At 64.8% G+C, this 25316-nt stretch carries 19 protein-coding genes and 1 other RNA gene; 6 read left to right on the forward strand and 14 right to left on the reverse strand.

The features are described from left to right. Positions 1-473 precede the first annotated feature (473 nt). From ACCQ15_RS20960 to ACCQ15_RS20995, 8 genes are all read right to left on the reverse strand, one after another. Positions 474-1511 carry an SMP-30/gluconolactonase/LRE family protein gene (locus tag ACCQ15_RS20960; RefSeq protein ID WP_029820783.1) on the reverse strand — a complete coding sequence of 346 codons (1038 nt, stop codon included), beginning with the start codon at positions 1509-1511 and terminating at the stop codon, positions 474-476. A 211-nt stretch (positions 1512-1722) separates the two neighbouring features. Then, positions 1723-2907 (reverse strand): endo-1,4-beta-xylanase, encoded by a 1185-nt coding sequence (locus ACCQ15_RS20965; RefSeq protein WP_014091488.1) that lies wholly within the window; start codon positions 2905-2907, stop codon positions 1723-1725. A gap of 47 nt (positions 2908-2954) precedes the next feature. Next, a complete protein-coding gene (gene galB / locus ACCQ15_RS20970) occupies positions 2955-5726 on the reverse strand; it encodes a beta-galactosidase GalB (protein ID WP_372381033.1) in 2772 nt (923 codons plus the stop codon). 84 nt (positions 5727-5810) lie between these two features. Next, on the reverse strand, positions 5811-7229 hold the full coding sequence (gene uxaC, locus ACCQ15_RS20975) for a glucuronate isomerase (protein WP_372381034.1): 1419 nt from the start codon (positions 7227-7229) through the stop codon (positions 5811-5813). A gap of 40 nt (positions 7230-7269) precedes the next feature. Beyond that, entirely contained in the window at positions 7270-8247 is a 978-nt protein-coding gene (locus ACCQ15_RS20980) for an endo-1,4-beta-xylanase (RefSeq protein ID WP_372359252.1), read from the reverse strand. A gap of 477 nt (positions 8248-8724) precedes the next feature. Continuing rightward, a complete protein-coding gene (locus ACCQ15_RS20985; protein ID WP_372381035.1) occupies positions 8725-9717 on the reverse strand; it encodes an endo-1,4-beta-xylanase in 993 nt (330 codons plus the stop codon). Between the two features lie 9 nt (positions 9718-9726). Next, complete coding sequence (locus ACCQ15_RS20990) at positions 9727-11040, reverse strand: MFS transporter (RefSeq protein WP_029820791.1); 1314 nt, start codon at positions 11038-11040, stop codon at positions 9727-9729. Next, positions 11037-11165, reverse strand: coding sequence for a hypothetical protein (locus tag ACCQ15_RS20995; RefSeq protein ID WP_256127428.1), 129 nt, complete (start codon positions 11163-11165; stop codon positions 11037-11039). The genes ACCQ15_RS20990 and ACCQ15_RS20995 overlap by 4 nt, the downstream gene beginning before the upstream one ends. 335 nt (positions 11166-11500) lie before the next feature. On the opposite strand from ACCQ15_RS20995, the gene ACCQ15_RS21000 reads away from it, so the two are divergent. From ACCQ15_RS21000 to ACCQ15_RS21015, 4 genes are all read left to right on the forward strand, one after another. Continuing rightward, complete coding sequence (locus ACCQ15_RS21000; protein WP_372381036.1) at positions 11501-14434, forward strand: TonB-dependent receptor; 2934 nt, start codon at positions 11501-11503, stop codon at positions 14432-14434. 98 nt (positions 14435-14532) lie between these two features. Further along, positions 14533-16020: an MFS transporter gene (locus ACCQ15_RS21005; protein WP_008573831.1), complete on the forward strand. Its 1488-nt coding sequence runs from the start codon at positions 14533-14535 to the stop codon at positions 16018-16020. 32 nt (positions 16021-16052) lie between these two features. Continuing rightward, the gene (locus ACCQ15_RS21010) at positions 16053-17087 is read left to right on the forward strand and encodes a glycoside hydrolase family 43 protein (protein WP_008573829.1); all 1035 of its coding nucleotides are present in this window, start codon (positions 16053-16055) and stop codon (positions 17085-17087) included. A gap of 338 nt (positions 17088-17425) precedes the next feature. Then, entirely contained in the window at positions 17426-17959 is a 534-nt protein-coding gene (locus ACCQ15_RS21015) for a lipocalin family protein (RefSeq protein ID WP_011349113.1), read from the forward strand. A 58-nt stretch (positions 17960-18017) separates the two neighbouring features. Here ACCQ15_RS21015 and ACCQ15_RS21020 read toward each other — a convergent pair whose 3' ends face one another. The 3 genes from ACCQ15_RS21020 to ACCQ15_RS21030 all read right to left on the reverse strand — a co-directional run bounded on the left by ACCQ15_RS21020 (position 18018) and on the right by ACCQ15_RS21030 (position 19613). Continuing rightward, on the reverse strand, positions 18018-18371 hold the full coding sequence (locus tag ACCQ15_RS21020) for a ribonuclease E inhibitor RraB (protein WP_011349114.1): 354 nt from the start codon (positions 18369-18371) through the stop codon (positions 18018-18020). Between the two features lie 213 nt (positions 18372-18584). After that, a complete protein-coding gene (locus tag ACCQ15_RS21025) occupies positions 18585-18983 on the reverse strand; it encodes a DUF5076 domain-containing protein (protein WP_011349115.1) in 399 nt (132 codons plus the stop codon). 57 nt (positions 18984-19040) lie between these two features. Next, positions 19041-19613 carry a hypothetical protein gene (locus ACCQ15_RS21030; protein WP_008573822.1) on the reverse strand — a complete coding sequence of 191 codons (573 nt, stop codon included), beginning with the start codon at positions 19611-19613 and terminating at the stop codon, positions 19041-19043. Between the two features lie 152 nt (positions 19614-19765). Between ACCQ15_RS21030 and ACCQ15_RS21035 the strand changes: the two genes are divergently transcribed. Continuing rightward, complete coding sequence (locus ACCQ15_RS21035) at positions 19766-19969, forward strand: YdcH family protein (protein ID WP_169306459.1); 204 nt, start codon at positions 19766-19768, stop codon at positions 19967-19969. Between the two features lie 297 nt (positions 19970-20266). Here ACCQ15_RS21035 and ACCQ15_RS21040 read toward each other — a convergent pair whose 3' ends face one another. Then, a complete protein-coding gene (locus ACCQ15_RS21040; protein ID WP_372381037.1) occupies positions 20267-21247 on the reverse strand; it encodes a zinc-binding dehydrogenase in 981 nt (326 codons plus the stop codon). Positions 21248-21506: 259 nt separating this feature from the next. Here ACCQ15_RS21040 and ACCQ15_RS21045 point away from each other — a divergent pair. Beyond that, positions 21507-21582, forward strand: a non-coding RNA gene (locus ACCQ15_RS21045) — sX9 sRNA. 4 nt (positions 21583-21586) lie between these two features. Here the strand turns inward: ACCQ15_RS21045 and plsB are convergent. Further along, the gene (plsB, locus tag ACCQ15_RS21050; RefSeq protein WP_011349118.1) at positions 21587-24253 is read right to left on the reverse strand and encodes a glycerol-3-phosphate 1-O-acyltransferase PlsB; all 2667 of its coding nucleotides are present in this window, start codon (positions 24251-24253) and stop codon (positions 21587-21589) included. Further along, entirely contained in the window at positions 24253-25224 is a 972-nt protein-coding gene (locus ACCQ15_RS21055; RefSeq protein WP_136733244.1) for a hypothetical protein, read from the reverse strand. Before ACCQ15_RS21055 ends, plsB begins: the two co-directional genes overlap by 1 nt. Positions 25225-25316: the final 92 nt, after the last annotated feature.

Below are 25316 nucleotides of genomic sequence, written 5' to 3' on the forward strand. Positions count from 1 at the left end.
GAAAACTACCGTATAGCGATGATTACCTTTTTGCAACAGGCTCAAGCGTGGCGATTGCCTGGACAGCTGCACGCCTTGGCGCAGCAGGCGTTGCGCGGTGCAAGAGCGATTCGGTGCACGCCTGTTTTGACGCGCCGCACCACGGTTGCGGTCGCCAACGTTGGTGCGGCGAGCCAGGTAAAAGGCCTGGCTCGCAGGCGCTGCGGCCGGCGGTCGGAGGTGCGGGCACCACGCTGCTCGGTAAGACCGGCAGCGGTGGCGCTACGGGCGAGGACGCGTCGTGCGGGCGCGCGTCATGGCCGCTGGCCTTGTCTGCAAGCAAGCGGCCTGTGGCGGCTGGACGATTGACCGAGGCAGTACACAAGGCAGCCGATACAACGGCAGTACCAGGCGATTGGCGCTGCGGTCAGACACGCATGCGGCCAGACGTGCGTGTCCATCGCGAGGCGATGCAGCAGCATCGCCGCGATCGTCTAGCGCACGAACTGCAGGCCCAGCGACTTCACGCGCACGCGCGCCAGCATCGCGTGCGAGGTCATGTACAGCGTGTGGCCATCGTTGCCGAAGGCGCAGTTGGAGACGGCCTCGCCGGTGGCGATGCGACCCAGGCGTTGGCCGGCGGGATCGAAAACGATCACCCCGCCGGGGCCGGTGGCAAACAACGTACCGTCGGCGGCAACCGCCATGCCGTCGGGCAGGCCGGGAACATCCTTGGCGATCAGGTCGGACGCATCGGCGAACACGCGCTTGCCGGTGACGGCACCCTGTGCATCCAGTGCATACGCCATCCAGATCGGCCGTTGCGGATCGGAGTTGGAGACGTACAAGGTGCGCGCATCCGGCGACAGGGCAATGCCGTTGGGAAAGCTCAGGCCATCGTCCAGCAGATGCACGCTGCCATCGGTGTCCAGGCGATAGACGCCATTGAAGCGCAGCTCCTTGACCGGCGATTTATCCAGATCCTTCAACCCGTACGGCGGGTCGGTGAAGAACACCACGCCATCGCTGCGCCGCACGACATCGTTGGGGCTGTTGAAGCGGTGGCCCTCGAAGGCAGTCGCAAGCGGTGTCTTCTTGCGCGTGACCGGATCGAGCCTGGCCAGGATGCGCGTGCCGGAATCGGCTAGCAGCACCGTGCCGTCGGGCTCGGCGTACAGACCATTGGCGCCGGCTTCGCGCAGCGTGGGCAGTTCCGGGCCGGTGTAGCCGGAGGGCGAGAGCAGGACCGACAGGCCGGCCTGTTCGGACCAGCGATACAGCTTGTTTTCCGGCACATCCGTAAACAACAGATAGCCTCCCTTGCGTACCCATGCCGGGCCTTCGGACCAGGTGAAGCCTTCGGTGAGCTTCTCGATGCGCGCATCGCTTGCCACCACATCACCGAAGCGGCGGTCGAATGTCTGCAGCTGGCCGATGGCCGCAAAACGCGGCGTCGGTGGAGTCTGCTTGGTGCAGGCAGCAAGCACCGCCAGCAACGGCACGGCCAACAGCAGATAAGACGGCAAGCGCATCGGTCAGTCCTGTCTCATGGTTGGGGGCATGATGCCATCATGCGTGTGCAGGCGACTGCGCATAGCGGCCACCAATGCATCGCGCGCATGCATCTATGAGGTGCACGGCACGCAGGAATGCGGTGTTTCGAGCCATCCATGCCGCACCGAACATCGGCCGTGCTCGCCTGTGCCCGGGCGTGGTGGTCAGCAGCTCTTGGGCCGGCAGCCGCTAGCGTGCAGCGGTTGCGGTGGGCACGGCCAACACCGCATCCAACGCCGGCTTGGGTTGATGATTGCGATCGAACAGCAGCGGATAGTTGGTGCGCCCAGGTACCGGGTAATCGTTTTTCCACGACATGTCATCGCTGACGCCCCACACGCTGACGCGCGCAATCTTGTCGCGCTTGCGCCAGAACAGCGCGAACAGCTCGGCATACCGGTCGCGCAATTGCGCCTGCACGTCGGCAGGCAAACCATCGCGATAGGGGTCGAGAAAGCGCTTGAATTCCGGCAGCTGAAACTGCTTGTGCGCCATGCCGGTGCCGATGATCTGGCCTTCCTTGGTGAGCGGCAACACATCGATGTCCAGCTCGGTGATCATGACCTTGACGCCAAGCGCAGCGTACGCATCGATCGCGTCCTCGATGTCGCGCAAGCTGGGGTAGTTCAGCCCCCAATGGCCTTGCATGCCCACGCCATCGATACGGACACCGGCCTGCTGCAGCATCTTGACCATGCGCACGATGCCATCACGCTTGGCCGGCCGCCATGCATTGAAATCGTTGTAGTAGAGCTGCGCATCCGGTGCATAGCGCTGTGCGAAGGTGAAGGCATTGCGGACCACGGTGTCGCCGTCGCCCACGCGCTGTACCCAGTTGGTCGAACGGTAACTGCCGTCTTCGTCGATGATTTCGTTGACCACATCCCAGGCTTGCACCTTGCCCGTGTAACGCCCGGCCACCGCTGCGATATGCGCACGCATGCGTTCCAGCTGCTGTGCCGGCGTATTGGGCCGACCATCGGCGGTGGTGAAGAACCACTCCGGTGTCTGGTTGTGCCAGACCAGGGTGTGACCGACCACGAACTGCCGATTGCGCTGTGCGTAGGCCACGAATGCATCGGCTGCACTGAAATCCTGCACCCCACGACGCGGCGCCACCACTTCGGCCTTCATCACGTTTTCCGCGGTCACCGCATTGAAGTGACAGGCCGCCAACGCAGCGGAGGCTGCGTCCTTGCCGGAGACGATATCGGCATTGACGGCAGTCCCCAGCAGAAACCCTTGCGCATACGCCTGCTTGAGCGAGGTGCCGGGCGTCCCGCATGCGGCCAGGGCCTGCAGCGTGCACACTGCACTGAGGCCGGCGATCAGCAATCCCAGGCGTTTGGTGAGGTTGGCGCGGTTGATGTGCATGGGCAGGTCCGTTGAGAGGTCACAGGTTTCGATTGCACTGGATCGCATCACTGCACCGCCACCTGGGTCTGTGCGGCTTGCAACGTGTCCGATTCCACATGCACGGTGATCGTGCCACGCGCCCCGGCCTTGGCACGCACGATCGCCAGGCACAGCCCGTTGAAGGCATGACGTTGCGACGCAGCGAACGTTTCCAGATCGGTGGGGTCGCCGTTGTCGGTGGCCACCAACTCGCCAGGACCTTCGATGCGGAAGCGCAGGCGGTCGCCCGCGGTCGGTGCGGGACGTCCGTCGCGATCGAGCAGGCGCACGGTGATGAAGCTCAGGTCCTGTCCGTCGCCGCGGATACTGCCCCGATCCGGCGTCAGCTGCATGCGCGCGGCGCGGCCTGCCGTCTGCACGCGCTCGCTGGCCCACGGCTTGCCGTCCTTGTAGGCCTGCACCCGCAATTCGCCCGGCTGGTACACCACCGCGTCCCAGCGTAGCCGGTACTGCCGTGGCGCCTTGCGCTTGCGCCCCTGCGAAACGCCGTTGACGAAGAGTTCGGCCTCGTCGCCGGAGGTGAACACATGCACGGGCGTGACCTGTCCTTCGCGCCCTGGCCAGCTCCAATGCAGCAGCAGATGCGCCACCGGCAGTTCCGGACGCCAGCGCGACTGATAGAGCCAGTAACGGTCCTTCGGGAAGCCGGCCAGATCGAAGATGCCCGAGTAGGAACTGCGCGAGCTGTAATACGGGGTGGGCTCGCCCAGGTAATCGAACCCGGTCCAGACGAACTCACCGGCCACGTAAGGATGTTGATCCAACGCAGCGAACACCTTGTCCGCGCTGGAGCCAAAGTCCACCGCATGCAGTTCGTACGCGCTGACCTGATGCGCCACCGAATCGCCGCCACGGCCATCGCGTACCGGTGCGCTGTTGTCCGCAGTGACCGGAAACAGGTACACGCCACGACTGCTCAGTGCCGAGGCAGTCTCGCTGCTGACAATGGCCTTGTGTGGAAACCGTGCATGGAACGCGGGGTATTGCGGCGGTTTACGGATGCGCTCGGTACCCTCGAACTCGGCTGCATCGCGGATGCCTTCGCCCTGGTAATTGAGGCTGACGACATCCAGCGCAGCGGGCAGCGGCATCTCGGGCGAGGCGTAGTTCATCGCCACCGTGGCCGGGCGCGTCGGGTCTTCTGCATGCACGATGGCGCGCAGCGCGCGCGCAATCGCCGCGCCCTGTTGGCCGGTGTATTGCTCGCCAACCTCGTTGCCCACGCTCCACAGCATCACCGAGGGGTGGTTGCGGTCGCGGCGCAGCATCGCGCGCAGATCGGCGGCATGCCACTGCGGAAACACCAGATGAAAGTCCAGCGGGGTCTTCTTCATCTCCCAACTGTCGAACACCTCATCCACCACCAGCAGACCCATGCGGTCGGTCAGGTCGAGCAATTCGGGCGCAGGCGGGTTATGGCTCATGCGGATGGCGTTGGCGCCCATCTGCTGCAGCAATTGCAACTGTCGCTCGGCGGCGCGCCTGTTGAACGCTGCACCGAGCGCGCCCAGGTCGTGATGATTGTTCACCCCGCGGATCGGCACGTGCTCGCCGTTGACCAGTAGGCCCTTGTCGGCGTCGAACACGATGCTGCGAATGCCGAAGCGGGTTTCGTAGCGGTCCACCACGCGTCCCTGTTGGTCGACCTCGGTGACGGCCACATAGCGATGCGGGTGCTGCGTGGGTGGAGGCCCCCACAGGCGCGGGGCATCGATCCGGGTGCTGCCTTGCACCTGCGCCGTGCCGCCGGCAGGGACGCTGATGGGCTGCGCTGGAATGCGCGCGACCGCTTCGCCACTGGGCCGGTCGCTTGCATCGTCGAGCAGATAAATCGCTGTGCGCACCTGCGCCTGGGTTGCGCCGCGGGCGGCGTTGTCCAAGGTGACGGTCAGCTGCACCTGCGCCGCATCGGCCGAGACGTGCGGCGTGGTCAGCTGCGTGCCCCAGTGCGCGATATGCAACGGCGCCGCTTTGGTCAGCCACACGTTGCGATACAGCCCGCCGCCCGGATACCAACGCGCCGACTCGGGCGGGTTATCCAGGCGAATGACCAGTTGATTGCGCTTGCCTGCAATCACATACGGCGTCAGATCCACGCGCCAGGAGCTGTAACCGTACGGCCAGCCGCCGACAAGCTTGCCGTTGAGCCAGACCGTGGCGTAAGACATCGCACCATCGAGATCCAGAAACATCGCGCGGCCGCGATCGCTGGCCGGGATGTCCAGGCTCTTGCGATACCAGCCGATGCCCCAGCTCGGCAACCGACCCATGCCACCGTAAGGCCCATCTGCCAGGAACGGCCCGGCAATGGCCCAGTCATGCGGCAGGTCCACGGTTTCCCATGCGCTGTCGTCGAAGTGCGGCTGCACATACGCCACCGTGCTGCCCGGATTGCCTGGAGGGCGTATGTGCCGTTGGGCCGGGTCTGCGATCAAACCGTTGGCGGTGGGCAGGATCCACGGCTTGAGCACGCGCACGGCGGGCGCATCGATGAGCTGCGCTTGTTCCGGCTGCGCATCGGCCACCCTGCCATCGCTGCTGCGCACCACCTGCGGGCGCACATCGTAGTCCAGGATTTCCTGGTTTGCGGGCGGGTCGCCACGATGAAAGCGCCACTGCGCATCCAGCGAAATACGTTCGCGCGAGGCGTCGCTGGCAGCGTGCGGTGCTGCGATGATGGGCCATGCACTGCAGAGCCAGAAAAGCCCCGTGCAGGCACGTACTGCATAACCTGCGCGCAGCGCTCGTGTGACGTTGTGCTTGGCGTGTGCACGCATCAGTTCACCGATCCTGCCGCTGCGAAGGATGCAGTGGCGCCGCGTGCGCACGCCTCGGCACTGCCGCCCTCCGTTTACGCCACCTCACAAGTTGTACGCTTGCTTGGGTAGGCGGTAGGCCAGGTCGATTGCCACCTCGGTTGCCTCGTCCTCTTCCAGCCGGTGCTCGGCAACGAGTTTGGCCAGGAAGGCGCTGTCCACGCGCCGCGCCACATCGTGCCGCGCGGGAATGGACAGGAATGCGCGGGTATCGTCGTTGAAGCCCACGGTGTTGTAGAAGCCGGCGCTGGCCAGGGTCTGCTCGCGAAAGCGCCACATGCCCTCCGGCGCATCATGGAACCACCACGCCGGGCCGAGCAGCAGGGAGGGGTAATGCCCGGCCAATGGCGCCAGCTCGCGGCTGTAGCTGGTTTCGTCCAGGGTGAACACGATCAGGCGCAGGCGCGGGTCGTTGCCATGCCGATCCAGCAGGGGCTTCAACGCATGCACGTAGTCGGTGCGCATCGGAATGTCGGCGCCCTTGTCGCGTCCGTACTGCCCGAACAGCTGCCGATTGTGATTGCGGAAGCAGCCCGGATGCAGCTGCATCACCAGGCCGTCGTCAAGGCTCATCGCCGCCATTTCGGTCAGCACCTGCGCGCGAAACAGTTCGGCCTGCTCCGGCGTGGCCGCACCGCGCACCACCGTATCGAACAGGCGCTGCGCTTCGGCTGGTGACAGATCGGCGGTCGCGGCGCTGGGGTGCCCGTGATCGGTCGAGGTGGCGCCATGCGCGGCAAAGAACGCACGCCGTTGCCGATGCGCACGCAGGTAGCCATCCCAGGTGAGCACGTCCTCACCGGTGAGCGCGCCGAACTGCTGCAGCGCGCCGGCAAACTGCTCGTGCTCCGGGTCCACGACCGGGTCAGGGCGATACGCCGTCACCACCCGTCCCTGCCAACCGCTGGCGGCAATGGCCGCATGGTGCTGCAGCCGATCCAGCGGCGATTCGGTGGTGGCGATCACCTCGATATTGAAGCGCTCGAACAGCGCACGCGGCAGGAATGCCGGCGTTCTCAGCGCGGCGGTGATGTGGTCGTAATAGTGATCGGCGGTGCCGGCATCGAGACGGATACGCAAATCGAAGACATCATGGAACACATGATTGAGCCATAGCGCCGACGGCGTGCCGCGCAACGACGTGTAGTGCTCGGCAAACACGCGCCATGCCGCACGCGGGTCGACTGCTGCGCGGGTTCCATCTGCGCGCGGGATGCCCAGGGCATCGAGGTCGATGCCCTGGCTGTACAACATGCGGAATACATAATGGTCCGGCACCAACAACAGTTCGGTGGCGTTGGCAAACGGTGCATTGGTGGCGAACCAGGCCGGGTCGGTGTGGCCATGCGGGCTGATGATCGGCAGCGTTGCAACCTGTGCGTACAGGCGGCGGGCGATCGCGCGCGTGCCGGGATCGGCCGGCAGCAAACGATCGGGATGCAAGGACAACACGGAAGAACGCATGATCGATATCAGCCCTATGGACAATGAGAAGGAAGCCCGGTCAGGGCCTGCTGGCAACGTAGCTGCGTAGCCAGGTCAAGGCCGGGCGTTCGCTGCCGTCGTAATTGATCAGATACGCACCTTCATTTTCACGCCATAGACCGTGACGGAAACCCCACACGTTCACGCCACGCACAGCCGGATGCTCCCAGAACATCGGGAAGAAACGCTGCCAGGCTGCCAACTGCTGAGCGTCGGTACGCCCATCCAGGTCGAACTCGGTGATGTAGATCGGCAGTCCGGTGGACGCCAACAGGTCGAGGTTGGCGCGCTGCACCGAAACTGAGGGGCCGTTGCTCGACAGGTGCCCCTGGATGCCGATCGCATCGATCAGGTGTTCTTGCTGCAGCAGCTGAATGGTGTGCAGATACTGCCTGGCTTGGTCGTTGTACTCGGTGACGTTGTAGTCGTTGATCATCAACTTGGTATGGGGGAAATACTTGCGTGCCAGGCGGAATGCCTCAAGCACCCAGTCCACGCCGGTCGCCCCGGTGCCGCCCAGTGCCCGCAGATAGTTGCCCGTATCGCTGCGGCGATTGTCCGGCTGGTTGTGACCCGGCAGCGTCTCGTTGGCCACCTGCATCAAGTCGATGTCGGGGTAGCGCTGCGCAATCGCGGCAAACCAGTGCTCGATCGCCGCAAGCTGCTCGTTTGGCGGCAGGTTGCGCACCCACGTCGGCTGCTGGGCACCCCAGAGCCCGACATGGAACTGGAACTGCATATGGTTGCGCTTGGCCAGCTGGTAAGCCTCGTCGAGCGGGCCCCAGTTCATCTGGCCGCGCACGGCTTCGACGCTGCCCCATTTGCCCGCATTTTCAGGCACGTCGGCGTTCCAGTAGTTGGTGAAGCCCTGCGCTTGCTGCGGGCTGTAGGCGCTGCCCAGGACGCGCTGCTTGCCGGCAGCGATGGGCCCGGCAACAGCGGACGCATACGCGCCCAGCAACAGCACAAGCGTGAGCGGATAACGGAGTTTCAACATGTTGGCATCCTCGATAAGTGAGCAAGGCAGCTACGGAAAGGAGCAGGTGCGCTGACGTGTGTCGGATCGACGCCAAGTGCGCAGACACCTGGAACCGCGTCTAGGCCGGTTGCTCCACTCGCGCCGGCTGCGTCGTGGCACCAGGCGGTGCACCACCGCCAGCGCCCGACTGTAGGCCGCACCCACCGTAAAAAAATATCGAAATGTAGCTGCCGATGGCCTGCAAAACGAAACCAATGAGCGGTGCGAGCACCATGGTGCCGAGGCCGGCGACTGTTGCAACTGCGTGACAGGCAGGCAGGTCAGCAAGCAGCGTAGAAAAACTCCTCCACCCGCCTTGATGTGCGGCAGTGGCCAGCACGATCAGCGCGGCTACTTGCCACTTGGTGCATGCAGCCAACACGATGACGTGCGGGCATCGGCATAAGGTCAGGACACCACGCAAACGCCTGTGCGCGCGGCGAGCATGAGCGATTGTCATGGCGTAGGTGTGCCGGGATGGGCTGCAACGTAGTCGCGCAGCCACGTGAGCGCGGGACGTTCGGTGCCGTCGGCGCGGATCAGGTAGGCAGCTTCCTTGTCGCGCCACAAGCCGGGCCGAAAGCCCCACAGGGTGAGGCCATGCACTGCCGGGTGTTCCCAGAACACCGGAAACACACGCTTATAGTCGGCCAGTTGCTGCGCATCGGTCGGCCCGTCCAGATCGAACTCGGTGATGTAGATCGGCAGGCCCGTGGCGGCCAACGCATCCAGATTGTCGCGATGTACCGACATCGCCACCTCCGGCGTGGTCTCGAAGGCATGCTCCTGCACCCCGATCGCATCGACCAGGTTCTCACGCTGCAGCAGCCGCACGATCTGCAAATACTTCTGTGTGGCCTGCGCGCTATTGGTGATGCTGTAGTCGTTGATCATCAACTTGGTGTTGGGAAAATGCTGGCGCGCAAGCCGAAACGATTGCAGCACCCATTCCCAGCCGCTATCGCCGTTACCCCCCAGCGCCTGCAGATAATTGCCGCCGCCGGTATCGGCCTTGCTGGGCGGGTCGTTGAGTGGCTCGTTCACCACCTCCAGCAGCGCGATCTCCGGGTAGCGCTGCGCAACGGCGGCAAACCATTGCTCGATCTCGCGGCGCTGCTCGGCCGGCCGCAAGGTCTTGATCCATTCCGGCTGCTGGTTGCCCCACACCATGACATGCATCTGGAATGGCATCTGATTGGCCTGGGCAAACCGGTATGCCGCATCCAGCGTGCTCCAGTCCATCTGGTCGCGCACCGCCTCCACACTGCCCCATTTGCCTCCGTTTTCCGGGGTGAGCTTGTTCCAGTACTGCGCAAACCCCGGCGCCTGCTGCGCGCCGTACGCACTTCCGAGGAATTTGGACGCCGCCGCTGCCAGCGGTGCCGCGTGGGTTGGCGCGGCCATGCCCGCCGCCATCAATAACCCCAGTGCTACTGCGCGCATATGCATAGGCTCACCTCAGGACGATGTCGGCGCTGGATCGACAGGCAACTGCGCCGGCTCCAGCCGCGGCACCAGCGTGTGCACGACGACCAAGGCCAGCAGGTAGGCAGAGCCTGCCATCAGAAATACCGGCACATAGCTGCCGGTGGCTTGCAACAGAAAGCCGATGAAGGTGGCGATCAGCATGCCGCCCACCGCACCGGCAAAGCCGCCGATGCCCACCACCGTGGCAACCGCGTGGCGCGGAAACATGTCCGAAGGCAGCGTAAACAGATTCGCCGACCAGCCCTGATGGGCGGCGGTGGCCAGCCCGATCAGCGCGACCGCCAGCCACAGGTTGTCGGCGCGTGCGGCAAAGACGATGGGCACGACGGAAATCGCGCAGATCAGCATCGCGGTCTTGCGTGCGCGATTGACGCTCCAGCCACGTGCGATGAAACGCCCGGCCACCCAACCACCGGCAATGCTGCCGATGTCGGCCAGCACGAAGATCACGATCAAGGGCACGCCCAATTGCAGCAAGCTCAGGCCATATTCGGCGTGCAGGAACTTCGGCAGCCAGAACAGGAAGAACCACCAGATCGGGTCGGTGATGAACTTGCCCAGCACAAACGCCCAGGCTTGCCGATGCTGCAGCACCTGTAACCACGACAACCGGCGCTGCACCGGCTCATGCGCATCGCTGCGGATGTGCGCAAGTTCTGCGGCAGACAACCGGGGTTGCTGCTCGGGCGGGTGATAGCTGAACCACCACACCGCCAACCAGGTTGCACTGAGCACGCCGGTGAACAGGAATGCCGCCTGCCAGCCCCAGGCGGTGGCAATCAACGGCACCAACAATGGGGCAACAATGGCCCCGATATTGGAGCCGGAATTGAAGATGCCGGTGGCCAGCGCGCGCTCACGGCGCGGGAACCATTCGGCCACCGTCTTGAGCGCTGCAGGAAAATTGCCCGATTCGCCAAGGCCCAGGAAAAACCGCGCAATCGCAAACCCCACCACGCTGGTGGCCAAGGCATGCCCCATCGCCGCCAGGCTCCACAGGCCGATCGCCAGCGCATAGCCGAGCCGAGTGCCGAAGCGGTCGATCACCGCACCGCTGCACAGCAAGCCCAGCGCATACGCCGCCTGGAATGCGGTGACGATATAGCCGTACTGGATTTCGTTCCAACCGATCTGCGTCTGCAGGAACGGCGCCAGCACGCCCAGTACCTGGCGGTCCACATAGTTGATGGTGGTGGCGGCCAGCAGCAGGGCGCAGACCCGCCAACGCACCCGGCCGAGCCTTGCCGTTGCGGCCCCCGGGGCCGCGGCGGGCACCTCGCTCATGCGCGTGGCCTATGCGGGCGCGCCAGCGCGCCGGCTTCCTGCGCGGATTGGCCGATGTCCTGCAAGCGTGCACCCATCAGGTGCCGATCGGGTCCGTCGCTGCCGTGTTCTTCGGTTCGATTCATCGACCACTGCACCTGCACGAAGGTGGCCTTGTGCCACGGATGATAGCGCTACCATTACCACGGCATCGCGATAAATCCATCGCGCAGTGCAGCACTGCGCCTCCGTACGCAAGCGCGTCCGGCGCGACGGCGTGGGTTGGCCGGCGACCTGCCGGCGCGTGCACGCATCTATGCTGCCCTGCAGCGTGATGTTCCGAATTTGTTAGCGCTAACATCAAATGCACTGATCGTCCGTCTCCCCCATCGCACCATCGTCGCGCCGCGCAACGGCAGCGGCACTCCCTGCGCAGGGGCGATGCGTGGGACATCTGCTACCTGTTAGGGAAGGGATTACGGTGAAGAACAGCTACGCACGAACCGCGTTGTCCTGCGCGTTGGGATCCATCCTGCTGGGCATGTCCAGCACCGCCGCCTGGGCACAGTCCGCCGATGCCCAGAGCACGGCGCAAACCCCGCCAGCCACTGCCGGCAATAACGATGCGGTGACCCAGCTGGATACCGTCACCGTGTCCGGCTACCGACGCAGCATCCAGTTCTCCACCGACGCCAAGCGCGATTCGGTCGGCTTTGCCGACACGGTGTTTGCCGAAGACATCGGCAAGTTTCCGGACATGAATATCGCCGAGTCGCTCAACCGCATTCCCGGCGTGCAGCTGGCGCGCGACGTCAATGGCGAAGGTCTCAATATCGCCATCCGCGGCCTGGGCACCAGCTTCACCAAGACCACGCTCAACGGCGCCAGCATCGCTACCGCCTCGATCGGCCTGAATGCGCAGAACCAGAACCGCGAAGTCGATCTGAATCTGTTCCCCACCGAATTCTTCACCCAGCTCACGGTGAGCAAGACACCCACCGCGAGCATGCTCGAAGGCGGCGTTTCCGGTGTGGTGGACATGCGCAGCGCGCGCCCGTTCGACCGCCCCGGCGTGCACTTCACCTATCAGGCGCAGGCCGACTGGAACAGCACCAGCGAAAAAACTACCCCACGCGGCGCTTTGATGGGCAGCTGGACCAATGAAGCAGGCACCTTCGGTGCACTGTTCGGTGTGGCGTCGGTCCGCAGCAAACTCGGCGTGCGCGGTTTCGAGAGCGTGGGCTGGACCAACCCCGGCCTCACCTACACCCAGTGCGGTCTCGCGCCGCCGGCAGGAACGCCAGCCACCAACCAACCGGCGGCGTGCAACGTCAATGGCGGCGGCAACTGGCGCGTTCCAGACACTGTGCCCGCCACTGCCGGCAGCGGCCTCACCACCGGCGAGACCATCGACGCCGCCTGGCTGCTGGCGCGCAACCCGGGCCTGAGCATCGACCAGATCAGCGACGCGCTGATCCCGCGTCTGGGCCGCAGCGTCTACATGAGTGGCGATCGCGACCGCGATGCATCGGTGATGTCGCTGGAATGGCGCCCTTCCGACAGCATGCATTTTTACCTGGACACGCTGTACTCCGAAGCCGAGCGCACCACCGAGCGGATCAGCATGAATCTGATCGGCCGCAACGGCAACATGATTCCGCTCGGCATGCAGCTGGATCAGAACAACGTGGTGACCAGCGCCACCTTCGCCAACGCGCAGTACTTTTTGGAAGCGCGCCCGTACCACGAAAACGTCAAGTTCTGGAGCGTCAATCCCGGTGCGGAACTGCTGTTTGGCGCCGAGCAGGACATCAAGCTCAATGTGCAGGCCAATGCCACCCGTAGCTGGCTCGCACGCGAATCGCCCAGCATCCTGGTCACCTCGCCGTTCACCACCGTGGACTACCGCAACGAAGGCGGCGACCGCCCCAGCATCACCAGCCCGCTCGATCTCAACGACCCCAACCTGGGCTGGGGCTGGACGGGTGGCCGGGTCAATATCCAGAACGAAAAGCGCCAGACCGAAACGCGCGGCGCGCGCGCTGATCTGCAGTTCGGCGAGGACAAGCGCAACGTCAAGATCGGCGCGTCCTACGACATGGCCGAGCGCACCATCCGTGGCTTCGACAACAGCACCGCCTGGGAACAGGTGGTGTGCCGCGGCAATGGCGGCAACGTGTGCAACGGCGGCGCCGGCTCGGCAATCCCGAACGCGGCCCTGGCCAGCTATCTGAAACCCGGCCCAGGCGGTTTCATCACTGCCGACTTCTCCCGCTTCCTGGCCGACACCAACTACTACGCGCTGCGCGATGCCGCACCGGAGAGCAACTCGGCCAACACCGGCGCTTCGACCGGCGGCATCCGCGAAAAAAATCTGGGCTTCTACATCGAGACCAATGCGGAAGCCGATGTCTGGAACCGCACCATGCGCTTCAACGCCGGCGTGCGCTATGTGACCACCGACCAGACCATTACCGGCCCGGTCACCATCAATGGCGTCCGCAGCGTGCAGGTGCTGGATTCGGATTACAAGGAAACCCTGCCCTCGTTCAACGTGGCATGGGACGTGGCCGACAAGGTGGTCATGCGCCTGTCCAGCTCGCGCACGCTGACCCGCCCCGATCCCAGCGCGATGCTGCCCAACACCAACTTCAGCGACCCTTCCGCGCAGACCGCCACGCAGGGCAATCCGAACCTCAAGCCGTATCTGTCGACCAATGTGGATTTCGGCGGCGAGTGGTACACCGGCGGCGAAGGCTATGTGGGCCTGACCCTGTTCAACAAGCGCATCACCGGCTTCACCGTCAACGGCATCCGCCGCATTCCGTTCAACGACCTGGGCGTGAACTACGACACGCTATTGCCGATCCAGCAGGCCGGCCTGGCCCAGCGCGGCGGCCCCAATGCGGCCACCGTGGATGTGCAGACGCAGGTCAATGCCGATGGTGTGCTCAATATCCGCGGCACCGAGGCCATCTGGGTGCAGCCGCTGGACAAGCTGTTCGACGGCCTGGGTTTCAGCCTCAACTACACCCACGTCAACCAGCAGTCCGAAGGCGAAGGCGTGCCGGCGGTGGCCGTCGGTGTCGCACCCAACCTCTGGAACGGCACCGTCTACTGGGAAAAGGACGCAGCCTCGATCCGCCTGTCCTACACCTGGAACGACGACATGGTGATCTCCGGCGCAAACCAGAACGGCATTCCGTATGCGCGCCTCAACGCCGATGCGCGCGGCCAGCTCGATATGTCGGCGAGCTACGCACTGGATTGGCTGCCGTCCAAGCCGCAGATCACGCTCAACGTCACCAATATCACCAACGAACCGTTGCGCACGACCTTCGCCTGGCCCAACGCCACCTACGACCTGTATGAGCCCGGGCGCACCGTCATGCTCGGCATCCGCGGTACCTTTTGAGTGTTGTCGTCATCGGTCGCCGTTCCTCCCAGCGGCGACCGATGGCGCAATGCGCGCCGCGGCGTTTTCCGCAGCATTCTTCGAGTCCGTCCCATCTCATGAACGATCGGTCACAGCAGCTCTCCTTGCGCGAAAAGATCGGCTATAGCCTGGGCGACCTGGCCGCCAATCTGATCTTCCAGACGCTGGTCACTTTCCTGGCGTTCTTCTACACCGATGTGTTCCGCATACCTGCCAGCGTGGCAGCGACGCTGATCTTTGTGGTCGGCATGCTGGGCGCGTTCGTGTTTACGCCGGTCATCGGTATCTTGGCCGATCGCACGCGCACCCGCTGGGGCAAGTTCCGCCCGTGGATCCTGTGGACCGCACTGCCTTTCGGGGCGTTGTCGCTGGCCGCCTTCAATACGCCCACGCTCGGCGAGCAGGGCAAGATCGCCTACGCCTTTGCCACCTACACCTTGCTGATGCTGGTGTACGTCGCCAACAACCTGCCGTACTCGGCCTTGAGCGGCGTGCTCACCGGCAGCATGGAGCAGCGCAACAGCTTGTCGGCGTATCGCTTTCTGGCGGTGACCTTTGCGCAGTTCATCATCCAGGTGCTGTTGCTGCCGTTGGTCTTGATTCTGGGCAATGGCGACAAGGCGCAGGGCTTTCGCAACACCATGGCGCTGTTCGCGGCGATCGGCACGCTGTGCTTTCTGATCACCTTCTTCACCACGCGCGAGCGGGTGCTGCCGATCAGCGAACAACGCAACAGCGTGCGCCAGGACCTGACCGATCTGGTCCGCAACAAGCCCTGGCTGGTGATGCTGGCGCTCACCATCCTGGTCTTCATCAATCTGGCGATGAAGGGCGGGATGTACATCTACTACTTCAAGTACTACCTCGACGCGAATGCGTTGACGCAGTTTCTCGACCACGCCGGGTTCAACCGCTTCATCGCCGGCATTAACAGCGTCCTGACTGGCGCCGGCATGAGCGCGTTGCAGTGGCCACAGGACGCGCCGACTTCCGCATTTAGCGTGTTCAGCGCCGGCGGCATCCTGGCGATGATCGTGGGCATCGGTTTTTCCAAACGCCTGGCCGACCGCTTTGGCAAGCGCAATGTCTTCGGCGGCGCGCTGCTGATCTCCACGCTGTTCCTGCTGGCGTTCTATCTATACCCACCGAATGCGATCGGCTGGGTGTTCGCTTCCTACGTCCTGCATGGGTATTTCTACGGCATCACCATCCCGTTGCTGTGGGCCATGATCGCCGATGTGGCCGATTACTCGGAGTGGAAGAACCACCGCCGCGCCACCGCCATCATCTTCTCGGCGATGTTGTGCGGCTTGAAGATCGGACTGAGCGTAGGCGGCGCACTGGTCGCCGGCATCCTGGCGTTTTATGGCTATGACGCAGCACTGCCGCAGCAAGGCGCGGCCGTCACCAACGGCATCCGCCTGTCCATCAGCGTGTACGCCTCGCTTCCGTTCCTGCTCGGCACTGCATTGCTGGCGCTGTACGAAATCGACAAGGCGCTGGAAACCCGCATCGAGCACGAACTGGGCATGCGCCGACAGGCCGCCCCGTTCGCCACTGTCTGACCTCCCCTCCCACTTCATGCACAGGTACGCGCATGTCCGATGAACTGCAAGCCGCTAATCTGCAGGCGCTGGCGCGCACCGCCATTTCCGCACCGCTGGTCACCCACCTCTACACCGCCGACCCGTCCGCACATGTATTCGACGGTGCGCTGTATATCTATCCCTCGCACGACCTCGATGCCGGCGTGGCCTTCAGCGACGACGGCTCGCATTTCGACATGGCCGACTACCACGTGTTGCGCATGGCGCATCCAGGTGCGGCGGTGGAAGACCTCGGGCAAGTGCTGCATGTGCGCGATGTGCCCTGGGCGCAGCGGCAGATGTGGGCACCGGATGCGGCACAACGCAACGGCAAGACTTATCTGTACTTCCCCGCAAAACGCGCCGACGGCATATTCCAGATCGGCGTGGCGGTGGGCGATCGCCCCGAAGGCCCGTTCGTCGCCGAGCCGCAGCCCATCGCCGGAACCTACTCGATTGACCCGGCCGTACTCGCCGCCGACGACGGCGCGCATTACCTGTACTTCGGCGGCATCTGGGGCGGCCAGCTGCAGCACTACCGCGACAATGTCTACGCGCAGACGCATCAGGAACCGGTGGGCGAGGCACCCGCACTTGGCCCGCGCGTGGCGCGCCTGCACGCGCACATGACCGAACTGGCCGAACCCAGCCGCGAAGTCGTCATCCTCGACGAACACGGCGCCCCGCTGCGCGCAGACGACCACGCCCGCCGCTTCTTCGAAGGTCCCTGGGTCCACCAACATGCAGGTCGGTACTACCTGTCGTATTCCACCGGCGACACCCACCAGATTTGCTACGCCACCAGCGACTCACCCTACGGCCCGTTCAACTACCAGGGCGTGCTGCTCGCACCGGTGGTCGGCTGGACCACGCATCACTCCATCTGCTTGTTCCAGGAGCAGTGGTATCTGTTCTATCACGACAGCGTGCTTTCGGGCGGCCAGACGCATCTGCGCAGCATCAAGATGGCACCGCTGGAACATGCTGCAGATGGAACGATCGCGACGATTTACCCGTATGGGGAAGACGCGGTATCGCCTTGGTGAGTGCCGTTGGGAAACCGCCCGCCGACATCCCTCGAGTCAGTGATCGCTGGGCAGCTGACGGTGGAAGAAACGTCCTTTCAGCTCGATGCTTCAGCGCACCTTGTCGTCATCACGGCGGCTGAGGGTTGAACAATACTCACGGCATAAATTGGGCGTTTCCGGCGTTTGAGTGGCTCTTTATTTGGCTCTTGAACGCAGATGACTCGGCAAACGGCACCGACATGTCGCACGCACTAAGGCCAGTCTTGCCCCCAGGCCGGAGCTACATCGCATGGGCTCGCATCCAGACGCAGTGCACCTACGTATTGCTGAGACGTGCCCTCTTAGGTAGAAGTGCCATGCGACGTAGTTCGATGCTGTTGTTACTCACGCTCGCGGTCCACGGCAGTGCTGGCGCAAGCGATTCACGCGCTGCCCTGCCCCGCGCAGACACCGTTGATGTGCCGCGCTTCATGGGCGACTGGTATGTGATTGCGCATATTCCGACCCGGCCCGAGCGCAGCGCCTACGACGCGGTGGAGAGCTACGCGCTGCGACCGGATGGTCGCATCCAGACCACCTTCACCTTTCGCAAGGGCAGCTTCCAGGCGCCGCTCAAATCGATGCATCCGATCGGCCAGGTGGCGAAGGAAGGCAATGGCGCGCTCTGGCGCATGCAGTTCTTCTGGCCGTTCAAGGCCGAGTACGTGATCGCCTGGCGGGACGCAGCCTATACGCAGACCATCGTGGCGCGCAGCAAGCGCGACTACGTCTGGTACATGGCGCGCACCCCGCAGGTCTCCGATGCCGACTATCAGCAAGCGGTCGAGCGTATCGCGGCGATGGGCTACGACGTGACGCAGCTGCGACGTGTGCCGCAGTCAGCGCGCTGATGCGAAAGCGCTGATAGGAGGATCTGCACGCCGTGCAGTCCTCGAACTGGCCGAGCGCTCAGGCGTCCTTCGCGTCCCCGAAGAATTCCCATCCATCGTTCAAGCCGTCCAAGGGCTTGGCCTCGGCTGCCAGGTCTTCCTCGAACGCCGAAATCGCCTTGTACGACGGCACCATGGTCGGATACACCGTCACATCCATGGGAAACGCCGTATTTTCCGGGTAATGACAGCAGCGGACTTTCTGCTCGAAGCGAAGCATCTTCACCGAGAACTCCAGCGCCGATTCCTTGCTGGGGAAGACCACCGAAAAAGCGATTTCCCGCGGCTTTGAAAGGTCGACACCTTGCTGTGCGATATGCCAGAGCGTGTCGCCGTTATCGTCTTTGGGATACAGAATCAGATCTCGCTGCATGACACTCTCATCAGGACGCTCTCATCAGGTGTTGGTCGGGAAGGCCAGTGACGCCAGGATCTTTGCCCTTGGGCGAGAAAGCCAGCGTCGATGGTATCCAAAAGGCAGCACGGCGATGCGTCCGTGCCCGGCGCACTGCTAACCGAGTCATCGCAGTCAATAGAGGCTTGCCCGGGACGCGCGATCGCGCAACAAGGGCCTTGCACGGCGCCGCTAGTGCTCGACTGGCAGCGCTCCCTCTTGCCGACCGCTCGGGTCGGCAACGCGTCGCAAGAAGTCATCCAGCATCAGCGTGCGACATTGCGCGAGCGGCATGCCATCGCGCTGTGCGTACATCCGCGAAGCATGCTCGAACAGATCCGCAAGCAGTTCGCCGAAGTCCTCTGCACCGCCACCCAGATCGCGATTGATGCTCACGTGCAGCTGTTCATTCGCGGCCCATAGACGCAGCAGTTCGAAGGCCTCCGGATCGGCCAGTGCGTCGGGCGGGATAATCAATTCACCATCGTGCATGTCTTCCCTCGTCGGGGTCGCACGTTCAATGAACCCGCGCGGTGTCGTCGATGCCTTGCATTCGCCAGCGCGCACGCACGCGACATCAGTGATCAGCAACCGTGGGGCGATGACAGGTGCCGGCTCACGCCGGCGCCTGCTGCTCCGCTGAGTGCCTCACGGCACCCAGATCAAATTCATCACCTGCGGATCGGCGGTCACCTTGACCAGCTTGCCGCTGGGGCCGAACTGCACCTGGTACTCGGAGAAGCTGTCGCGCCAGTAGCGCCACAGCGAGGCGTCCAGGTTGGGGTTTTCGCTGCTGATCGGGTAGCCGACCGCCATCAGCACCTGTTCGCGGGTCATGCCGCCGGTTAGCTTGCCATCGTTGATCGCCTGGCGAATCTTGGGCGGGAAGGTAGCGAGCTTGAGCTTGGGGTCGGTGGTGACGACATACCGGGCGGCAAAGGCGGTGTTGTCCAGGTCGCGGCTGTAATCGTTGCCGATGGACTGCTTTTCGCCGGCGATCTTGAGGTTGACGCGGTTGCGGCCGAAGCCGGTGACGCTGACCGGGGTGCCGACCGGGAGCATGCGCTTGCCGTCTTCGGCGTAGTTGCTGTCGCTGATCCAGCTGCCGTCGGTGCGCAGGTTGCAGCACAGAAAGCCGTCGTACTTGGCGACATCGGCGGCGCTGGCCAGGTTGGCGGCGGCGAACAGGCCCAGGGCCAGCAGGGAAGGATGCAGACGCATCGAAAGACTCCTTTCTCGACGGCCGTAGCCGCGCGGCAATGATGGACGGGGCGCGCCGCCGTTTCCCCGCGGCGCGCGGGCATTGTCGCAGCCCCGGGCCGCTTGGCAAGCGCGGCTGACGCGTGCAGCCCGGGGTTGTGTATGCTCGGGGGGTGGACACCCTGTCAACCGCCGAGATCGTCGAGCAGATCGCCGAGTTGCGACGCGCCCACCGCGCGTTGGACGAGGAGATTCAGCGCGTGCCCGCGAACCTGGACGACGAGCTGCAGATGAAGCGCTTGAAGAAGCGCAAGCTGCACATCAAGGACTGCATCACGCGGCTGGAGATGGAGTTGGTGCCCGACGAGCCGGCATAGCACGCGTCTGCGGTTGGGTTTGCTTTTTGTGGTGCGCGGGCACTCGTTGCGGCGGCGCGGTCCACGCATGGCCGGCGGCGCTCCCTCATCCGCCCTTCGCCCCTTGCGCGGCATGCGGGGGAAGGGAGTGAGTTGGCGGCATTCGAGCAGCTGGCGTCCTCGATCCCGTAGGAGCGCGCCCGAGCGCGACGGGCCTTCCCGGGAAGGCTTCGTCGCGCTCGGGCGCGCTCCTCCACTAAGTTGACCGCCTGGCCTTCGACGATGCCGCGTGTGATTGTGTCCGTCGGCTGCGGGGGCTCAGCCTGCGCGCAACAGGATCTTGCCGCGACGCCCCGGTTCGGCGCTGGCGGCGGCTGCCTTGGCGGCGTCCTGCAGGTCGTACACCGCTTCCACCGGCAGGGCCAGGCTGCCATCCAAGGCCGCCTTGAGCAGTTCGCCGATCATGCGGCGCTTGTCCTCGGACTTGGTGGCGGCCATGACCTTGCTGCCCCAGAAACCGCGCACTGTGGCCTGCTTGAAGATCACATCGCCACTGGCGATCTCCAGCGGTTCGCCGGTCATCGAGCCGAACGAAATCAACTCGCCGCCCTCGGCAAGCAGCCCCATCAGCTCGCCTGCCGCCTTGCCGGCGACCGAGTCGATCGCGCGCACGATCGGCGCATCGCCGGCCAGCGCGCGCACGCGGTCCTGCCAACCGTCTTGCGCGGTCGACACCGCATTGCCGATGCCCAATGCCTTGAGTTCGTCCACGCCGGCATCGCGACGCACCAGATTGATCACGTTGATGTCGCGTGCCGCCGCGAGCATGGCGACGGTCTTGCCAACCGCGCCGTTGGCCGTGTTTTGCACAATCCAGTCGCCTTTCTGGACATGCAGGAACTCGATCAGCATCAACGCGCTCAGCGGCATGGCGATGAGCTGGCAGCCACGGTCGTCATCCAGTGCGTCGGGCAGCGGGACCACGCCGGTTGCGTCGGCCAGAAAGTAGTCGGCCCAGCTCTCGTGCACGCCGGCGGCGACGACACGCTGGCCGACCTGCAGGCCCTGCACGCCTTCGCCCAGCGCATCGATCACGCCAGACCCTTCGCTGCCGCCGATCGCCGGCAGCGTGGGCTTGTAGCCGTAGTTGCCGCGCACCGTCCACAGGTCATGGTTGTGGATGGGCGAACGCCGCATCGCGATGCGGACCTGGCCCTTGCCGGGTTGCGGTGTGGGCCGTTCGCCGAGTTCGAGCACCTTGGCCGGGTCGCCGAACTGGGTGTGGATGGCTGCGCGCATGCAAGTCTCCTGTCGGCGACGCCCGTGGTGCAACGCAGCCGATCACAGTGAAAGGTGCTGCGATGCTAACGGGAACGCTGCAAGCGCCCGATGAAGCGAACGGAACCGCTGTGTGAAAGCCGCCGGCGCTCGCCTACCGCCACCTCGCCACGCGCCCGACGCGCCCTGCAAGACGTGAAGGCATTCGCCAACGGCCTAGAGCATCCAACAAAACGACTGTGCAGCCGCCAGGCGGGCGCGGCCGGCGCCCGGTATCGGCATGTACCACGCGTACGCTCCGGTTCCTGCCCGCCGTCCACACCTACCTGACGACTGCTCGCTACGTCTTGTCAGTCGCTCTTACTGCGGCGGCACAGCCACGTCCGGCTTGGCCGCTGCCGGGCTGACGCGTTCGATGGTATGACGCAGTTCGCGGCCGAGAATGAACTTGGCGTCCTTGGCCCAGGCATCCAGGCGCTCGTCGAACATCAGCTTGCTGTTGTCGTCCGGCCACACCAGGCGCAACTCGCGCAATTTCTGGATGAAGCCGCGGAACAGGGTCTTGTCGAAGAACTCCGGCGCGGCCGGTGCATACAGCAGGCTCAGACGCTGCGCGGCCTGCTGGCACAGGCTTTCCAGTTCGCCGGCACCGAGCACGCCGGGGCCGTTCTTCACCAGCACCGAAATGGCGATGTAATAGCGCTCGAACGCTTGCTGCAGCGAATGGCCGATCGCGCGCAGGCGGAACACTTCGTCGGTCTGCCCGGTGTTGCGGGTCAGGATGCCGCCGTCGTCGTCGGTGACGTTGAGCAGCAGGCCTTCGCGCACGAACATGTCGATGGTCTGTTCGATGCGTTCGGCAAAGCGGTCTTCGCTCCACGGCAGGAACAACTCGGCCTGCAGGAACGGATACACCGTGCGGCCCAGGCGCAACAGACCGGCGCGGCTCATGCGGCGGTTGTTCTGGAAGCAGCACGCCACCCACGAAGAAGCGGTGAACAGGTGCAGCACGTTGTTGCGGAAGTAGCTCAGCAGCACCGCGGTATCGCCGCTGACGCTGAGCACATCGCCCAGCGGGTGCGACACGCGCGTGAGCACGTTGATCTCTTCGGCGTGGGTGATGATGCGCGCCGGCGTGTGCGGGGTGACGGTGACGCGGTCCGAGTACGGCATTTCGGCCAGCAGCTTCTTGCACAACTCGATCTGCGCGATCAGGTCGGCCTCGCCCATCGCGTGCTTGGGCGTGGACAGCAGGGCCAGCGCCAGCAGGTTGATCGGATTGACGTCGGCGGCGCAGTTGATGCGGGTCTGGATCTGCGTAGACAGCATGTCCACCGCGGGCGCCAGCCAGGTGGGTTTTTCGTCTTCCGGCAGCGGCTGGCCGTCCCAATCGGGCGCGTGCCTGGCCAGCACGTCGTTGAGCGCGATCGGCTCGCCGAAGTTCACCACCACCTGGCCGTAGTTCTGCTTGAGCACCTTGGGGATGGACCACAGCAGGCCCCAGATGGATTCCTTTTCCTTCGGCCGGCCGGTGAGCTCGTCCAGGTAGCTGTTGCCTTCCATCAACTTTTCGTAGCCGATGTATACCGGCTGGAACAGCACCGGCTTGCGCGGCTGGCGCAGATACGCGCGCAGCGTCATCGCGATCATGCCGCCCTTGGGCTGCAGCAGACGCCCGGTGCGCGAACGCCCGCCTTCGACGAAATATTCGATGGAATAGCCGCCAGCCACCAATTGGGCGACGTATTCGCTGAGCACGGCCGAATACAGCGCATTGCCCTTGATCGAGCGGCGGATGAAGAACGCGCCGCCCTTGCGCAGCAACGTGCCGACTACCGGCAGGTTGAGGTTGATGCCGGCCACGATGTGCGGCGGCACGATGCCGCGTTCGTACAGCAGGTAGCTCAGCAGCAGGTAGTCCATGTGGCTGCGGTGGCTGGGCACGTACACCACTTCGTGCCCGGGCGCGGCCTGCTTGAGCTTGTCCAGGTGATGCACCAGCACGCCGGCGTAGATGCGGTTCCACACGTGGGTCAGCAGGAAGCTGGCCGAGCGGACCACCGGGCTGGAATAGTCGGCGGCGATTTCCCACGCATAGGCATGCGCCTTGCGCCAGGCATCGACCGGCTTGGAATTGTCGCGCTTGGCCTGGATGGCGATGGCTTCGCGTACCGACTCGGCGGCCAGCACCTGGTCCACCAGCAAACGGCGGGTAGACAAGTCCGGGCCGATCACCGCTTCGCGGATGCGCCGGAAGTGCGTGCGCAACACGCGCTGCAACTTGCGCAAGGTGCGCTCGGGCGGCAGCCCCTCGGCCATGGTCTGGCGCAACGAAATCGGCGGGGCGAAACGCACGATGGTGGTGCGGCCGTTGAGCAAGACCGACAGCAGGCGGCGGAAGCGGCCGACCAGCGCCCAGTTTTCCGAGAACAGCACCGCAAACCAGCCGCTCTGCTTGTCCGGCGCGCGGCCGACGAAGATCGATACCGGCACCAGATGCACGTCCAGGTCGGCGCGCACGCGGTGCGCCTGCAGCAACTTGGCCAGCGAATCGGAGTGGGTCTTGCCGCCGCGCTGCTCGGGAATCAGCGAATTGCTGCTGCTGCGCCGTGAGAGCGCCAGGTAGGCCCGCTTGCGCTCCAGCGGGTCGCCCGGCAACGGCACCAGCGGCGACGGCAGGCCGACTTCGCGACAGGCCTTGTCCAAAATCAGCGCATTGGACATGCCGTAGTCTTCCAGCACGTACACCACCGGGCGGCCGTCGTCGTAGCGACCGGGCTGGTCCGGCTCGATGGTCAGGCTCAGCCAGGGGTCGGCCAGGCGGCCGAGCAGGCGCGCCCACCACGGGCGCTTGGCGCTGCGCGCAGCGGCAACGCCGGGGGCGATCGATGGCGCAACCGCTGGCGGCACCGGCTCGGCGAGCGGCAAGGCCGCCGTCGTGGCGCCGGTGTCGGCTGCGGCAGTGCTGGGCGGGCTGGGCTGGCCGTCCGGGAACGGCAGGGGATTCTGTTCTGGCATCACCGTCATTATCGCCCAGCCGGGCGTTGCCCGGTGTCGGCAGCCTTCGCCGGCGCGACCGCTGCGGTGTCGGGCACTGCAGTGGCGCTGGGTAAGGGCGCGGCCTGGGCATCGAGCAGCGCCTGCACTTCGTTCTGGGTCTGCAGCTGGTACCAGTGGCCCTCGCGCTTGATCAGCGCGACGTTCAGATCGATATCGTGGGCGGCCAGCGGATAGCGCAGCCGTACCTGGGCGGTGTCGGCATCCTGCTTGATCAAGCCGGTCCGCAGCGCGTCCAGGCTGCCGTCGATCGACAGGTCGTAGCGCTCCAGCACCTTCTTGCAGGTTTCCCAGAACGGCCCGAGCCGGCGCAGGCTTTCTTCCATGCCCAGCCGCTGCAGGTCGGCATCGGAGGTGATGCCGGTGGCACGGGCGGCGGTCGCCAGGTCGGCGATGCTGGCCTTGGCGCGTGGGCGATCGGCCAGCGGCGCAGTGGCGGCCCACGCGCTCAAGGCGTCGACCAACTGCACGTAATGGGCGCGCTGCTCGGGCTGGTAGTCGTTGCGGCTACGCAGGTATTGCACGCCGAACTGGCCCAGCGATTGCGCCGCCTGCGCGATGCCCTGGGCCTGGCCGGCCAGCTGCGCATCGAAGGCCTGCTGCAGGCGGCGTTCGGCATCGGGCGCCGACAACGACCCGAGCAGCGCGCCGACTTCATTGGGCAGCGGCAGTTCGGTCAACGGCCAACGGCTGGCACCGCTGCGCCACGCCGCCTCCAGCTGGGTGTATTGCGCAGGCGTCACCCGGATACGCGCATACGCCACCAGATCATTGCGCCGCAGCGGCAGGGTCATCGCCTGCATTGCCGCGGCCGGCTCGGCCTTGGCGCCGGGCAGTGCGGGCGCGGTCTGGTTGCGCTGGCAGCCGCTCACGCACAGCGCGGCCAGCAGCAGCCACGCGGCGAAGTGGAACCGCCCTGCACGGACGGTAGGTAGCGACATGCGCACGATGTTCCCCCTGATCGATCGGCGCATCTTGCTGTCTGGAGGCATTGGCGGCAAGGCGGGCGCAAACCGTGCGCCACGGTATGGTG

Source organism: Xanthomonas sp. NCPPB 1754 (assembly GCF_041475725.2).
GTDB classification, from domain to species: Bacteria; Pseudomonadota; Gammaproteobacteria; order Xanthomonadales; family Xanthomonadaceae; genus Xanthomonas; species Xanthomonas euvesicatoria.

Bases quoted from the DNA above. Each gene is read 5' to 3' on its own strand.
- ACCQ15_RS20980 (WP_372359252.1), bottom strand. From the start codon at position 8,247: ATGTTGAAACTCCGTTATCCGCTCACGCTTGTGCTGTTGCTGGGCGCG.
- ACCQ15_RS20985 (WP_372381035.1), bottom strand. From the start codon at position 9,717: ATGCATATGCGCGCAGTAGCACTGGGGTTATTGATGGCGGCGGGCATG.
- ACCQ15_RS21015 (WP_011349113.1), top strand. From the start codon at position 17,426: ATGCGACGTAGTTCGATGCTGTTGTTACTCACGCTCGCGGTCCACGGC.
- ACCQ15_RS21020 (WP_011349114.1), bottom strand. From the start codon at position 18,371: ATGCAGCGAGATCTGATTCTGTATCCCAAAGACGATAACGGCGACACG.
- ACCQ15_RS21040 (WP_372381037.1), bottom strand. From the start codon at position 21,247: ATGCGCGCAGCCATCCACACCCAGTTCGGCGACCCGGCCAAGGTGCTC.
- ACCQ15_RS21005 (WP_008573831.1), top strand. From the start codon at position 14,533: ATGAACGATCGGTCACAGCAGCTCTCCTTGCGCGAAAAGATCGGCTAT.
- uxaC (WP_372381034.1), bottom strand. From the start codon at position 7,229: ATGCGTTCTTCCGTGTTGTCCTTGCATCCCGATCGTTTGCTGCCGGCC.
- ACCQ15_RS21010 (WP_008573829.1), top strand. From the start codon at position 16,053: ATGTCCGATGAACTGCAAGCCGCTAATCTGCAGGCGCTGGCGCGCACC.
- ACCQ15_RS20990 (WP_029820791.1), bottom strand. From the start codon at position 11,040: ATGAGCGAGGTGCCCGCCGCGGCCCCGGGGGCCGCAACGGCAAGGCTC.
- ACCQ15_RS20960 (WP_029820783.1), bottom strand. From the start codon at position 1,511: ATGCGCTTGCCGTCTTATCTGCTGTTGGCCGTGCCGTTGCTGGCGGTG.
- ACCQ15_RS21030 (WP_008573822.1), bottom strand. From the start codon at position 19,613: ATGCGTCTGCATCCTTCCCTGCTGGCCCTGGGCCTGTTCGCCGCCGCC.
- ACCQ15_RS21055 (WP_136733244.1), bottom strand. From the start codon at position 25,224: ATGTCGCTACCTACCGTCCGTGCAGGGCGGTTCCACTTCGCCGCGTGG.
- ACCQ15_RS20965 (WP_014091488.1), bottom strand. From the start codon at position 2,907: ATGCACATCAACCGCGCCAACCTCACCAAACGCCTGGGATTGCTGATC.
- plsB (WP_011349118.1), bottom strand. From the start codon at position 24,253: ATGACGGTGATGCCAGAACAGAATCCCCTGCCGTTCCCGGACGGCCAG.
- ACCQ15_RS20995 (WP_256127428.1), bottom strand. From the start codon at position 11,165: ATGAATCGAACCGAAGAACACGGCAGCGACGGACCCGATCGGCACCTG.
- galB (WP_372381033.1), bottom strand. From the start codon at position 5,726: ATGCGTGCACACGCCAAGCACAACGTCACACGAGCGCTGCGCGCAGGT.